Consider the following 13,669-nt stretch of genomic DNA (forward strand, 5'->3'; position numbering starts at 1 on the left):
TCAGGCTCAGGGCCTGGGGCAAACCCCGACCATAGCCCGGTTGGGCGATGCTGAAAATGAAAATCGGGGTATCGAAAATCATTCGCTTCAGCGTGCATCGCTCAACAACCTGCGGCGCCAGGTGTCCTGTTCCTCCACCGAGGCCTCGATGAGGAACTGGTAACGCCCGGCGACTCGCACCGCCACCGGCACGCCATCGCGGTACAGCAAGCGGTTACCGCTCACCGCGGGTAGTTTCGCCCCTGGCAGCAATGACCCGACCACATTGAGCGGGTCGCTGGCGCTGACCATCACCAGTGCGCCCTCCGGCTCACGCCGGCGCACTTGCCGCAACAGGCCCACAGCCTCTGGCAAGGCGAACTGCTCACCGGCCAGCCCAGCAATGAAGCGCCCACCCCGGATTTCGCCGCGGGCCTCCAGGCGGTGATAGCAACGCAGCAATTCGCGCCAGGGCGGCAATACATCACTTTCCCGCTCCAGTAGCCGCCAGCAGATCACCCCATAGCGGCGCAACAGGGCGCGGGCGATGTGCTCCAGACGCTGGCTGTCGTCTATTGCAGCAGTGCCCCTGCGCAACAGCGCCCAGCGGCCGGCGTGGGCCATGCTGGTGGAGAGGGGGGCATGGCCGCGCCTGCTGGTGCGCGAGGTGCGTTTTGCCGCTGGCGTGATCAGGCTGCGCAGCCCGATAAAACTGTCGGCACCCACCAGGCCAAAGCCCACCAGTGCCTGCAATGCGGTTTCCAGTTCGCTGGGCAGCAGGTGGGCTTCCTGCGTCAGCTCATCGAAGAACAACGCCCCATGCGCCTGCAACACGTCATGCACGCGTTGCGCCCGCGGGCCGAGCTCGTCTACTGCCGGTACGGGCGCCAGGCTGCGCCAGAGGCCCAGGTGTTCGCGCGGCAGCAGCACCAGCGGTGTACTGGCCAAGGTCGTGCTGGCCACCGTGGTTGCTAGCCGGCTCCAGGCAAACTGCCCGCTGCGGCAGGTGTCGTCGAGCCAGTGCGGGCTGTAGTCGTGGATGCGTGCCGGCAGCAGCTCCGCCTCCCAGGCGCCGGCCGCAGCGGGGTAGCCCTGCAACTGTGTCAGCACTTCGGCCACGGCCTGTGGCCCGCGCAGGCGCTCGTCTGCGGCCAGGTGCTGCCAGTCGAACAGAAAACGCATGAAGTCTTGCAGGCTGACCGGTTCGATCTCCCGGCGCAGGCGTTTGACCGTGTAGCGGTGGATGCGCGCGAGCAAGTGCCGTTCGCACCACTGCAGCTGTTGTTCCGCAGGCCTGAAATAGCCGCGCAACACGTAGCCTTCGGCTTCCAGGCGGGCCAGGGCCTGTTCGATGTCTGGCTGCGGCTTGCCTAGCGGGGTAGCGATCTGCGCCACGGTTTGCGGGCCGTGGCCACTTAAGCGGGCACGCAGCAGTTCGCTTAGCGCATTGTCAGCCTCGATGGCTTGCTCGAAGCCTGGCAGCACGTTTAGCGCAGGTTCGGTGGCTGAACCTGGATACACACGTTGCAGCAGGCTCAGGCGTTCACGCGCCAGCCACAGCTGTTGACCCGGCAGGCGCAAGGCGCGCCCTGCTTTGGCCAGTTGCCGAAGCAGTAAATCCCAATGGGCGTTGGCCTGCACTTCATGGGCAGTGATGGCCCCCAGGCTCATCAACGCTTCGTGCATCTCGTCGGCGTTAGCCGCTTGCGGCCAGGCCTCGCTCTCTACGGCGGCGATGGCATCGGTGTCCAGCGCGCCCAGGTCATCCGCGCTGTGCAGTTCGTTCCAGCGCCGGTTGAGCACGGCCTGGGTGCGTCGCTCTTCCAGGGGCGCATCGTCAAGAAAGGCGTAGGGCCTGGCGTTGAGGATGGCCGAGGCCAGTGGCGACGGGGCCGGCAGGTCACGGGTAAGCAAGCGCACCTCACCGCCTTCGATGCGGCGCAGCAAGGCCAGCCAGCCTTCGCTGTCCATGGCTTCGTGCAGGCAGTCGTCGAGGGTCTGCTCGACCAGCGGATGATCTGGAATCTGCCGTTCGCCGGCGATGTTTTCCAGGCAGGCGATCTGGTCGGGGAACACCGAAGCGATCAGGTCCTCGCTTTTCATCCGCTGGAGCTGCGGGGCCACCTTGCGCCCACCGACGAAGCGCGGCAAGGCCATGGCCACGGCAGCGTTCCAGCGCCAGCGCACGCCGAACAAGGGCGCATCGAGCAGGGCCTGGATCAGGAGCTGTTCGGCGCTGCGGCTGGACAGGTAGCGCCACACCTCGTCCAGCGCAAAACTGTGGCTGGTGGACAGCGACAGGACGATGGCATCTTCGCTGGCCGCCGCCTGCAGCTCGAAATTGAAGGTGCGGCAAAAGCGTTTGCGCAGGGCCAGGCCCCAGGCACGGTTGATGCGGCTGCCATAGGGCGAGTGGATGATCAGCTGGGTACCGCCGGACTCATCGAAGAAGCGCTCCATGATCAGCGTCTGTTGCGAGGGCAGGGCGCCCAGCACTTCGCGGGTGCGCCCCAGGTAATCGAGCAACTGGCTGGCGCTGTCTTCGCCCAGCTCGAAGGTGTGCTGCAGCCAGGCCAGCACGGCGGTACTGTCGGCGCCGGGCAACCCCAGTCGCTCATCAATGCGTGCCTGCAGCCGAGCGACCGCGGCGGACAGTTCGTCACTGCGCCCCGGTGCTTCGCCCAGCCAGAAGGGGATGGTCGGCGGCAGGCCATGGGCGTCTTCTACCCGCACCCGGCCCGATTCGACGCGCAAAATCCGGTAGGAGGCGTTGCCCAACTGGAAAATATCGCCGGCAATGCTTTCCACAGCGAAGTCTTCATTGACGCTGCCAATGTTCAGCGCCTGCGGCTCGAGTAGCACGGCGTAGTCGGCGGTTTCGGGGATAGTCCCGCCACTGGTCAGCGCAGTCAGTTGGCTGCCGCGGCGGCCGCGCAAGGTGCCGCTGACCGCGTCGCGGTGCAGGTAGGCGCTACGGATGCCCTGGCGGCCGTTATAGCCTTCGGCGAGCATGCGCAGCAGCGCCTGGTAATGGTTGACGTCGAGTTCGGCGTAAGGTGTTGCCTGGCGCAGGCAGTCGAACAGCGCTTGTTCCTGCCAAGGCTGATTACTGGTTTCGGCGACAATCTGCTGGGCCAGCACGTCGAGGGGCGCAGTGGGAATGTGCAGTTGGTCGAGCTCCCCGTGGCGCACGCAGTCCAGCAGGGCGATGCATTCGATCAAGTCGTCGCGCGAAGTGGGGAACAGGCGCCCTTTGGGGATGCCCTCGACCTGGTGCCCGGAGCGCCCGACGCGTTGCAAGAAGGCCGCGATCGAGCCGGGTGAAGCGACCTGGCAGACCAGGTCGACATCGCCGATGTCGATGCCCAACTCCAGTGACGCCGTGGCCACCAGCACCTGCAACTGGCCGGTTTTCAGGCGCTTTTCCGCATCCAGGCGCAGTTCCTTGGCCAGGCTGCCGTGGTGCGCGGCCACCGCGTCCTTGCCCAGGCGATCGCTGAGGTGGCGGGTCAGGCGTTCGGCCAGGCGCCGGGTGTTGACGAACACCAGCGTGGTGCGGTGCTCGCGGGCTAGGGCTGCCAGGCGGTCATAAACCAGGTTCCACACGTCCGTGGCCATTACCGCGCCCAAGGGCACGGGCGGCACCTCGAGGGCCAGGTCGCGCTGGCGGGCATGGCCAATGTCGACAATCGCGCAAGGGCGCTGATGGCCGACCAGAAATTGCGCCACGCGCTCCACCGGCCGCTGGGTGGCCGACAGGCCAATGCGACGCAACGGCCGCCCGCTCAGCGCCTGCAGGCGTTCGAGGGTCAGTGCCAAGTGCGCCCCCCGTTTGTTGCCGGCCAGGGCATGGATCTCATCGACGATCACTGTGTGCACGCTGGCCAGGCCCGCGCGGCCCGAGGCCGAGCCCATCAGCACATAGAGTGATTCCGGCGTGGTCACCAGGATATGAGGGGCCAGCTTGCGCATGGCTGCACGTTCTTTTTGCGGTGTATCGCCGGTGCGCACTGCGGTGCTGATGCGGGGCGGCTTGAGGCCCTGGTCTTCCAGCGCCTGGCTGATGCCTTCGAGCGGCGCTTGCAGGTTCAGGCGAATATCGTTGGACAGCGCCTTGAGCGGCGAGACATACACCACTTGGGTGCACGCGGGCAGTTCGCCGCCGTGTTCAAGGCCTTGGCAGAACAGTTCGTCGAGCACGGCCAGAAAGGCGCTCAAGGTCTTGCCGGAGCCGGTCGGTGCGGCCAGCAGCATCGACTGGCCGCCGTGAATCAATGGCCAGGCACGCGCCTGGGCGTCGGTGACCGTGGCGAAATGGCGACGGAACCAGGTGCCGACGGCGGGGTGGAACAGCGCCAGCACCGGGTGCTGTTGGGCGGGTAGGTTCATGTGTTGGTTATGGCGGGTGCGCGGCGGGTTGGCAAGGGGCCGTTCGTCTGTGAGGGCAGGCTGCACCGTCCTTGTCAGGCGATGAACCTCATGGGATCCTCTCAGGCTTTTCCAGCGAGCCCATCCCATGCCCAACACCCTTCGCATCGCCGCCGCCCTGCTGATCGACCCCCAGGGCCGCACCTTGCTGGTGCGCAAGCGCGGCACCGTGGCCTTCATGCAGCCAGGTGGCAAGATTGATGCGGGTGAGTCGCCGGTAGAGGCGCTGGTGCGTGAGCTGCATGAGGAGCTGGGCCTGCGCATCGACCCCGCCCAGGCCGTCCACCTCGGCCAGTTCAGCGCGCCGGCTGCCAACGAGCCAGGCTACCAGGTGCAAGCCGAACTGTTTCGCGTCGACAGCGCCGAAGCCGTGACCCCGGCGGCGGAAATCGAAGAAGTGGTGTGGCTGGCGGCGGACCAGGCGCCTGCGTTTGAGCTGGCGCCGCTAACCCGCGACCTGATTCTGCCGTTGTACCGCCAGGCCGTCAGCGTACCGCGCTGACCCCATCGAGGGTGGCGAACGAAGTGTCCTTGGCGGTCAGCAAGAAATCGCGCATGTACGGCGCATCGAGCATGTCGGTGCGTACCGCCGCATAAAGCGTGGCGAACAGGCCCTTTTCGCCCAGGCGCTTGCCTTTCACGTAGCCCCGCGAGCTGTACTCGTGCAGTGCCCAGTGCGGCATGCCGCACACGCCACGGCCGCTGGCGACCAATTGCATCATCATCACCGTCAGCTCCGAGGTACGCACCGCAGCTGGCTCAATGTCGGCCGGCTCCAGGAAGCGGGTGAAGATATCCAGGCGATCGCGTTCCACCGGGTAGGTGATCAGGGTCTGGTCGAGCAGGTCTTGCGGCACCATGTAAGGCTTGCTGGCCAGCGGGTGCTGGTTGGCCACGGCGAGCATGGCTTCATAGGTGAACAGCGGCACGTAGGTGATACCGGCCAGGTCCAGCGGGTCGGAAGTGACCACCAGGTCCAGGTCGCCACGGGCCAGCGCGGGCAGGGGAGCGAAGGCAAAACCCGAGGCCAGGTCCAGCTCGACTTCCGGCCAGGCATCGCGGAACTGGTCGATGGTCGGCATCAGCCATTGGAAGCAGCTGTGGCATTCGATGGCCATGTGCAAGCGCCCGGCGGTGCCACCGGCCAAGCGCGCGATGTCACGCTCGGCGCCGCGCAGCAGCGGCAGCGTGGCATCTGCCAGTTGCAGCAAGCGCAGGCCGGCACTGGTGAAGCGGATCGGTTTGCTCTTGCGCACGAACAGCGGCAAGCCCAGGCGCTCTTCCAGCTCTTTGAACTGGTGCGACAGCGCCGACTGCGTCAGGTGCAGGCGTTCGGCGGCCTCTACCAGGCTGTCGGCCTCGCGCAGGGCATGAAGGGTTTTCAGGTGGCGGATCTCCAGCACTGCTGACTCCGAGGGTTGAATGCCAAAGGGAAGGAATTGAGTTGAGTTTCTCTCATGTTGCCCAGGCTGTCGACTGGACCGTTGGCCACACCACTCAGCGGGGGTCATCAAACTGTCACTGAACTGTGGCAGCGCGCCCGACAGAAATTCATCAAACTCGCGCTCTACTGGGGATCTGCATTCTGGTGTTTCTTTCATGCGGGCTTTGTTGCTGTTTCTCTTCTTTCTTTTCAGCGTGCCGGCGAGCTTCGCCGACCAACGCTGTGACACGCAGGTAGCGGTACAACGGGCTGAACTGGGTGATTTGAGCCTGGTTTACCAAAGCGTCGGTGCGCCGCGAGACCCTGCATTGCTGCTGGTCATGGGCCTGGGCGGGCAACTGATCCATTGGCCGGACGACGTGGTCGAGGCTCTGTGCCGCCAGGGTTTTCGGGTCATACGCTATGACAACCGCGATGTCGGCCTGTCGCGCTGGAACCAACTGCCACCCTCGGCCAACCTGACGGTCGAGCTGCTGCGCTACAAGCTCGGCCTGCCGGTTTCCGCCCCCTATACGCTCACCGACATGGCGGGGGATGGGCTGCGCTTGATGGATTCATTGGGCATACGCCAGTTTCATGTGCTGGGGGTCAGCATGGGCGGGATGATTGCCCAGCACCTGGCGGCAATGGCGCCGGAGCGGGTCCGTAGCCTGACGCTGGTGATGTCCAGCTCAGGCGCCGCAGGGCTGCCGGCGCCGGACCCTGCCCTGGTGCAGCTGTTGGCCCGGCGCAGTGCGCCCAACCGTGAGGTAGCGATCGAGCAGCAGGCTGACTTGCTGGCGGCACTGGGCAGCCCGCAGGTGCGTGATGATCGGGCCGCCTTGTTGCAGCAGGCAGCGGTGGCCTATGACCGGGCATTCAACCCGGATGGTGCCAAGCGCCAGATCATGGCGATCCTGGCCGAACCGAGCCGCGTGGCGTTGCTCAACCAGCTGCGCGTGCCGACGTTGGTGGTGCATGGCACGGCCGACCCGTTGTTGCCGGTGATGCATGGGGTGCACTTGGCGGCGCATATCCAGGGCAGCCAGCTGCGCTTGATACCGGGGCTGGCGCACCGTTTTCAGGAGCCGTTCAAGGCGCCGTTGCTGGGGGCGGTGCTGCCTTACCTGCAATCGCATCGGCAGGATGTGACGCATATTGCGGGTCTGTGAGATTGGCATTGGCTGCTTCGCGGGCAAGCCTGCTCCCACCGGTTCCCCACCACCCTCGGGGGCGGCGCTAATCCTGTAGGAGCGGGCTTGCCCGCGAAGCAGGCGCCGCCGTTTTTTAGCCCAGCCCGTACTTTTTCACTTTGTCGAACAGCGTGGTCTTGGCCATGCCCAGCTCCTGGCTGGCCTGGCTGAGGTTGCCGCCGGTGCGTTGCAAGGCATCGCTGAGCAGGTTGCGTTCAAAGGCCTCCACAGCCTCGGAAAAGCCCAGGCCCTGGCTGGCGCCGCCACTCGGGCCCTTCTTGAAGGCCGGTAAGCCCAAGGCATGACGCTCGGCAACGTTGCGCAGCTCTCGCACGTTGCCCGGCCAGTCATGGGCCATCAACCGCGACAAGGTCTGGCTGTCCAGCGTCGGTGCTTCACGGTCGAAGCGCAAAGCCGATTGCTGAAGGAAGTGTTCGAACAACTGCAGGATGTCTTCGCGGCGCTCACGCAGGGGGGGGAGCTCCAGCGTCACCACGTTCAGCCGGTAGTACAGGTCACTGCGAAACTGCCCGTTCTGCCCCATGGCATCGAGGTCGGACTTGGTCGCGGCGATTACTCGGCAATCCACCGCGATGCTCTGGTTCGAGCCCAGCCGCTCCAGTGTGCGCTCCTGCAGCACCCGCAGCAGTTTGATCTGCAGGTTGATCGGCATGCTCTCGACTTCGTCGAGGAACAGCGTGCCGCCATTGGCGTGTTCGATTTTGCCGATTCGGCGTTTACCTGCGCCGGTAAAGGCGTTGGCTTCGTGGCCGAAAATTTCGCTCTCGAACAGGTTTTCGGGCAGGCCGCCGCAGTTCAGCGCCACGAAGGGTTGGCCCTGGCGGCGGCTGAAATCGTGCAGGCAGCGGGCGACCAGTTCTTTGCCGGTGCCGGTCTCGCCTTCGATCAGCACGTTGGCCGAGGTGTCGGCGACGTTGGCGATCAGTTCACGCAGGTGCTCCATGGCCGGCGAGCGGCCAATGATGCGGCCCTCCAGGCTGCTCTGTTCGGCCAGCTGGCGGCGCAAGGCAACCACCTCGCGTGACAGGCCGCGCTGCTCGAGCGCGCGGCGCACCACGTCGACCAGGCGCTCGGGCGAGAAGGGCTTCTCCATGAAATCGTAGGCGCCGTTGCGCATGGCGCCGACCGCCATGTCGATATCGCCATGGCCGGTGATCAGCACCACCGGCAGGCTGCGGTCGCGGGCCTTGAGGCGGTTGAGCAGCTCAAGGCCATCGATGCCGGGCAGGCGAATGTCGCTGACGACGATGCCGGCAAAGTCGTCGCCGATGCGTTCCAGGGCCTGTTCGGCGCTGCCGACCCCTTCGCAGGCGATGTCTTCCAGGGCCAATGCCTGCTGGCAGCCGAGCAGCACATGCGGGTCGTCTTCGACAATCAGGACGGTGAGAGGCGCTTGGTTCATGGGTGCTCTGCCGATTCGCTAGGGGGGGATACCAGGGGCAGGACAAGCACGAAGGCCGTGCCGCCACTGACAGGATGCTCGACGTTCAGGCTGCCTTTGGCGGCGGCGGCAAGGCTCGCCGACAAGGTCAGGCCCAGGCCCAGGCCATGTTCGCCCGGTTTGGTAGTGAAGAAGGGTTCGAACAGATGCTTGCGTGCCTCGGCGTCGATGCCATGGCCGTTGTCGCGCACCCGCAGGCGATACTTGTCACCCTGCAGTTCGCCTTCGAGCCACAGCTCTGGCAGGGGCTGGGTGGCCATGGCGTCGATGGCGTTGCCGATCAGGTTGACCAGGATCTGCTCCAGGCGGGTCTGGTCGATGGCCAGTTGATGGTCTTCGAACTGGTTGTGCAATTGCAAGTGGCAGCCACTGATGCGGTTGGCCAGTACCTGCAGGGTGGCGTCCACCGCCTTGGCCAGCGAGGCCTGGCCACCGTCGTCGCCACGGCGGGCGAATGAACGCAGGCTGGCGGTGATTCGGCCCATGCGGTCGATCAGGTCGTTCATGGTACGCAGGTTGGTGCTGGCCGTTTCCAGCGCACCGCGTTCGAGGAAGCGTACGGTGTTGCCGGACAACGTGCGCAGCGCGGCCAAGGGCTGGTTGAGTTCATGGGCGATGCTGGTCGACATCTGCCCGATGGCAGCCAGCTTGCCCGCCTGCACCAGCTCATCCTGGGCATGGCGCAGGGTTTGCTCAGCATGCCGGCGCTCGCGGATCTGCCCCTTCAGCCGCTCATTGCTGGCGCGCAAGTCGGCGGTACGTTCGGTGATGCGGCGTTCGAGTTGGCTGTTGGCTTCCTGCAGCGCCTCGCGGGCGGCCAGGCGGGTGGCGATGACCTTGCGGCGTTCGTTCCAGGCGATGCCCAGAATGGCCAGCAGGGCGAATGCCACCCCGACCAGGATGCCTTGCACCATCGACTCTCGGCGCAGGTCTTGCAGTGGGGTCAGCAGGGTGAAATGCCACGGGGTGTCGACCAGCCGACGGGTCTGGGCCAGGTAGGCCACTTCATGGGCCTTGCCTTGTGCTGTTTCGCTGTTGGCCGGGAAGGTCAGCTTTTCAACACCATCGGCGAGGGTTTCCCGCGCCAGAGGTTGCAGCTCGTTCAGCGGCCACCAGTAATACTGCAGGCTGCGCGCCAGGCGCTCCTTGATTTGCGGGGTCAGCGGGCGCACCGACTTCAAGCGCCGTGCCGGGTCACTGGACAGAATGATGATGCCGTTCTCATCGCTGACGAATGCTTCCAGGCGGGCGCGCTGCCAACGTTCTTCGAGGGTGTCCAGGCGTACCTTGATCACCGCAACGCCTATGATCTTGCCGTGTTCTTCCAGGCCATGGGCCAGGTAGTAGCCGGCCTCGCCGGTGGTGCTGCCGATGCCATAGAAGCGCCCGGGCTCGCCGCGTACGGCAGTCTGGAAGTAGGCCCGGAACGACAGGTCTTCACCCAGAAACGAATCGGCATCGCGCCAGTTGCTGGTGGCCTGCACCCGGCCGTTGGTGTCGAGCACGAAGATTGCCCGGCTGCGGCTGCGCCGGTTCAGGCCTTCGAGGTATTCGTTGACCGCCTGGCGGGAGCCGCCATCGGGCTCGGTGAGCAGGTGCGAGACGCTGTCTTCAAGCTCCAGCAGGCTAGGCAGGTAGGTGTATTTGCTGATCTCGCTCTCGACCGTGCGCGCGTGCAGCTCCAGCTGACGCTCGCCGTTTTCGCTCAGGCTGCGGATGCCATTGCTCTCGCTGACCAGGTAACCGGCCATGCCGAGGCCGACCATCAGCAGGATGACCAGGGGGGGTAACAGCAATTGACGAATCAGGCGGGAATTCACGGCAGGTCTGGCAGGGAGAAGAAGCGAAGGATCGCATTTCATCACAGTGGCCTTGTCACGACCAGCATCCGCTGCCCGATGGGAGCGGGCAGCGGATGCTGAGGCCGGCTTAGTGTTGCAGGATCTTGCTGAGGAAGTGCTGGGTGCGTTGGTCGCGGGCGTTCTGGTCGCCGAAGAACTCTTCTTTGGTGCAGTCTTCGATGATGCTGCCTTTGTCCATGAAGATGACCCGGTTGGCGACCTTGCGGGCAAAGCCCATCTCGTGGGTCACGCACATCATGGTCATGCCCTCGTTGGCCAGCTGAACCATCACATCGAGCACTTCACTGACCATTTCAGGGTCCAGTGCCGAGGTGGGTTCGTCGAACAGCATGACGATTGGGTCCATGGCCAGGGCGCGGGCGATCGCCACCCGTTGCTGCTGGCCGCCGGAAAGCTGGCCGGGGTGTTTCTTGGCATGCGCGCTGAGGCCGACGCGATCGAGCAGGGCCAGGCCTTTCTTGGAGGCTTCTGCCTCGCTGCGGCCGAGCACCTTGCGCTGGGCAATGGTCAGGTTTTCGGTGATGGTCAGGTGCGGGAACAGCTCGAAGTGCTGGAACACCATGCCCACCCGCGAGCGCAGTTTCGGCAGGTTGGTCTTCGGGTCGGCAATCGAGGTGCCATCGACCACGATGTCGCCCTTCTGGAACGGCTCCAGCGCGTTGACGCACTTGATCAGGGTGGACTTGCCCGAGCCCGACGGCCCGCACACCACTACCACTTCACCCTTCTTGACGTCGGTGCTGCAGTCGGTCAGTACCTGGAAGTCGCCGTACCACTTGTTGACGTTCTTGATGGAAATCATACGGTGATCCTTTTTTGCAGGCGCTTGACCAGCCACGAAGCGGAGAAGCTGATGATGAAGTAGACGACCCCGGCGAAGATCAGGAACTCATGCGAGCGCCCGATGATGTCGCCGTTGGAGCGTGCCGAGTTGAGGAAGTCGACCAGGCCCACGGTGTACACCAGCGAGGTGTCCTGGAACAGGATGATACTTTGCTGCAGCAGCAAAGGGGTCATCTTGCGGAAGGCCTGGGGCAGGATGATCAGGCGCATGGTCTGGGCGTAGTTCATGCCCAGCGCTTGCGCGGCGCCCATCTGGCCCTTGGAGATCGACTGCACACCGGCACGGACGATTTCGCAGAAGTAGGCCGCCTCGAACATCATGAACGCGACCACGCAGGAGGTAAACGCACCGACGGGGGTGTCTTCGCCGGTGATCCAACGCAGCACGAACGGCACCGCCAGGTAGAACCAGGTGATCACCAGCAGCAGCGGGATCGAGCGGAAGTAGTTGACGTAAGCGCCCGCCACCCGCGACAGCAGCTTGCTCGATGACAGGCGCATCAGCGCCAGGAGGGTGCCGAGTGCGATACCGCCGACCACGCCCATGACCATCAGTTGCAGGGTCATGATCATGCCTTCCCAGAGGGCGGGCAGGGCGGGAATGATTTCGCTGAAATCCATGTCCATTTACTTGCCCCCCACAGAAATCAGGCCAGGTACTGCGACTTTCTTCTCGACCAGGCGCATGAGCAGCATCAGGCCCATGTTCAGGGTGAAGTAAATCAGCGTGGCCAGGGTGAACGCCTCGAACAGGTTGGCGGAGAACTCTGCGGTCTGCTTGGTTTGTGCCAGCAGCTCCATCAGGCCGATCAGCGAGGCCACCGAGGAGTTCTTGAACACGTTCAGGAACTCTGACGTGAGCGGCGGAATGATGATCCGGTAGGCTTGCGGCAGCAGCACGTTGGTGTAGATCTGCGGCAGGCTGAAGCCCATGGCGCGGGCTGCTGATTCCTGGCCGCGGGGCAGCGCCTGGATGCCGGTGCGCACTTGTTCGCAGACACGGGCCGCAGTGAACAGGCCCAGGCACACCACCACGCTGATCAGCGCCGAAGTGGTCGGGTTGAGGTCCTGCTTGAACCATTCCTGCAGGCCTTCGGGCAGCAGGTCCGGTACCAGGAAGTACCAGATGAACAGCTGCACCAGCAGCGGCACGTTGCGGAACAGTTCCACATAGGCAGTGGCGATGCCCGATACCAGGCGGTTCGGCACAGTACGCATGACGCCAAGGACAGACCCCAGCAGCAGCGCGATGATCCAGGCGGTGATGGCGATGGCGATGGTCCAGCCCAGGCCGGTGATGTACCAGTCCAGATAGGTTTCGCTGCCCACGCCGGTGGACTTGAAGAACACGCCCCAGTCCCAGTTGTAATTCATCGGGATTTCCCCTCAGACGGTTGTTTCACGGGCACCTTCGAGCATCCGGGGGCGCTTGGCGCCCTCGGATGAAAGGTTAGACACTAATGAGTGGCCTGCAGAATTGATTCGTGCGCATGCGCACCAGGCCACTATCTGAGGATCAGGACTTCTTCTCGTCCGCCGCTTTGTCGGTCGGCTCGGCGATCAGTTTTTTCAGCTCGTCGCTCATCTGGAACTGCAGGTTCAGGCCCTTTGGTGGGATCGGCTGCATGAACCACTTGTCGTAGCTCTTGTTGACTTCGCCCGACTTGAAGTAAGCCACGATGGCCTCGTCGACCGCTTTCTTGAACGCAGCGTCATCCTTGCGCACCATGCAACCGTAGATTTCGTACGACTGCGGGGTGCCGGTGATAACCCAGTCGGCCGGTTTGCGAGCCTTGGCCATTTCACCAGCCAGCAGGGCGTCGTCCATCATGAAGGCCACGGCGCGGCCGCTTTCGAGCATGTTGAAGGCTTCACCGTGGTCCTTGGCGGAAATCACGTTCATCTTCATTTGCTTGTCGGCGTTCATCGCCTTGAGGATGCGTTCGGAGGTAGTGCCAGCGGTGGTCACCACGTTCTTACCGGCCAAGTCCGGGAAATCTTTGTATGCAGGCTGACCGTCCTTGACCTTGGTCAGCAGGCGGGTGCCGACTTCGAAGATGCCGACCGAGAAGCCGACTTGCTGCTGGCGCTCGACGTTGTTGGTGGTGGAGCCGCACTCCAGGTCGACGGTGCCGTTTTGCACCAGCGGGATGCGGGTCTGGGAGGTGACGAGGTTGTATTTGACCTTGATGTCGGTGCCCAGTTGTTTTTTCAGGGCCTCGACCACGGCCAGCTGGATGTCGTGGGAGTAGCCCACGGGTTCCGGCTTGCCTGCCAGGTAGGAAAATGGAATGGAGGAGTCGCGGTGGCCCAATGTGATGGTGCCCGAGTCCTTGATCTTCTTCAGGGTGCCGGTCAGCTCCTCGGCCATGGCCGGCGAAGCGATGACTGCAGCCGCGATAGCGGCGCCCAGCAATTGACGAACGATACGCATCAAATTTTCCTCGACATGTTTGTTTTTTTTATGGAGCCGTTGGCG

10 protein-coding genes are annotated in these 13,669 nt (G+C 64.2%); 2 read left to right on the forward strand and 8 right to left on the reverse strand.

Annotated features, from left to right (window positions below; translation table 11 throughout):
- Positions 1–87: 87 nt before the first annotated feature.
- Complete coding sequence (locus tag AC5PZ0_RS05355; protein ID WP_493854493.1) at positions 88–4,368, reverse strand: DEAD/DEAH box helicase; 4,281 nt, start codon at positions 4,366–4,368, stop codon at positions 88–90.
- 127 nt (positions 4,369–4,495) lie between these two features.
- Here AC5PZ0_RS05355 and AC5PZ0_RS05360 point away from each other — a divergent pair, with 127 nt between their 5' ends.
- Positions 4,496–4,909 (forward strand): NUDIX hydrolase, encoded by a 414-nt coding sequence (locus AC5PZ0_RS05360; RefSeq protein ID WP_085273566.1) that lies wholly within the window; start codon positions 4,496–4,498, stop codon positions 4,907–4,909.
- On the opposite strand, the gene metR is transcribed toward AC5PZ0_RS05360, so the two are convergent.
- The gene (metR, locus tag AC5PZ0_RS05365; RefSeq protein WP_027594174.1) at positions 4,893–5,810 is read right to left on the reverse strand and encodes a transcriptional regulator MetR; all 918 of its coding nucleotides are present in this window, start codon (positions 5,808–5,810) and stop codon (positions 4,893–4,895) included. The two genes, AC5PZ0_RS05360 and metR, sit on opposite strands and share 17 nt — an antisense overlap.
- 196 nt (positions 5,811–6,006) lie before the next feature.
- Here metR and AC5PZ0_RS05370 point away from each other — a divergent pair, with 196 nt between their 5' ends.
- Positions 6,007–7,002, forward strand: coding sequence for an alpha/beta fold hydrolase (locus tag AC5PZ0_RS05370; RefSeq protein ID WP_085273565.1), 996 nt, complete (start codon positions 6,007–6,009; stop codon positions 7,000–7,002).
- A 115-nt stretch (positions 7,003–7,117) separates the two neighbouring features.
- On the opposite strand, the gene aauR is transcribed toward AC5PZ0_RS05370, so the two are convergent.
- The 6 genes from aauR to AC5PZ0_RS05400 all read right to left on the reverse strand — a co-directional run bounded on the left by aauR (position 7,118) and on the right by AC5PZ0_RS05400 (position 13,624).
- Positions 7,118–8,446 (reverse strand): two-component response regulator AauR, encoded by a 1,329-nt coding sequence (aauR, locus tag AC5PZ0_RS05375; protein WP_085273564.1) that lies wholly within the window; start codon positions 8,444–8,446, stop codon positions 7,118–7,120.
- Entirely contained in the window at positions 8,443–10,347 is a 1,905-nt protein-coding gene (gene aauS / locus AC5PZ0_RS05380) for a two-component sensor histidine kinase AauS (RefSeq protein WP_085273563.1), read from the reverse strand. Before aauS ends, aauR begins: the two co-directional genes overlap by 4 nt.
- Before the next feature lie 67 nt (positions 10,348–10,414).
- Positions 10,415–11,149: an amino acid ABC transporter ATP-binding protein gene (locus AC5PZ0_RS05385; RefSeq protein WP_027594178.1), complete on the reverse strand. Its 735-nt coding sequence runs from the start codon at positions 11,147–11,149 to the stop codon at positions 10,415–10,417.
- Positions 11,146–11,817: an amino acid ABC transporter permease gene (locus tag AC5PZ0_RS05390; RefSeq protein WP_027594179.1), complete on the reverse strand. Its 672-nt coding sequence runs from the start codon at positions 11,815–11,817 to the stop codon at positions 11,146–11,148. Before AC5PZ0_RS05390 ends, AC5PZ0_RS05385 begins: the two co-directional genes overlap by 4 nt.
- Entirely contained in the window at positions 11,818–12,564 is a 747-nt protein-coding gene (locus tag AC5PZ0_RS05395; protein ID WP_099430277.1) for an amino acid ABC transporter permease, read from the reverse strand. It lies immediately after the preceding gene.
- Between the two features lie 142 nt (positions 12,565–12,706).
- Complete coding sequence (locus tag AC5PZ0_RS05400) at positions 12,707–13,624, reverse strand: glutamate/aspartate ABC transporter substrate-binding protein (protein WP_493854494.1); 918 nt, start codon at positions 13,622–13,624, stop codon at positions 12,707–12,709.
- Positions 13,625–13,669 lie beyond the last annotated feature (45 nt).

Source organism: Pseudomonas sp. 5.2, from assembly GCF_059025405.1.

Coding starts and splice junctions, on each gene's coding strand:
- AC5PZ0_RS05355 (WP_493854493.1), bottom strand. CDS start 4,368: ATGAACCTACCCGCCCAACAGCACCCGGTGCTGGCGCTGTTCCACCCC.
- AC5PZ0_RS05385 (WP_027594178.1), bottom strand. CDS start 11,149: ATGATTTCCATCAAGAACGTCAACAAGTGGTACGGCGACTTCCAGGTA.
- AC5PZ0_RS05370 (WP_085273565.1), top strand. CDS start 6,007: ATGCGGGCTTTGTTGCTGTTTCTCTTCTTTCTTTTCAGCGTGCCGGCG.
- AC5PZ0_RS05400 (WP_493854494.1), bottom strand. CDS start 13,624: ATGCGTATCGTTCGTCAATTGCTGGGCGCCGCTATCGCGGCTGCAGTC.
- AC5PZ0_RS05360 (WP_085273566.1), top strand. CDS start 4,496: ATGCCCAACACCCTTCGCATCGCCGCCGCCCTGCTGATCGACCCCCAG.
- AC5PZ0_RS05390 (WP_027594179.1), bottom strand. CDS start 11,817: ATGGACATGGATTTCAGCGAAATCATTCCCGCCCTGCCCGCCCTCTGG.
- aauS (WP_085273563.1), bottom strand. CDS start 10,347: ATGAAATGCGATCCTTCGCTTCTTCTCCCTGCCAGACCTGCCGTGAAT.
- AC5PZ0_RS05395 (WP_099430277.1), bottom strand. CDS start 12,564: ATGAATTACAACTGGGACTGGGGCGTGTTCTTCAAGTCCACCGGCGTG.
- aauR (WP_085273564.1), bottom strand. CDS start 8,446: ATGAACCAAGCGCCTCTCACCGTCCTGATTGTCGAAGACGACCCGCAT.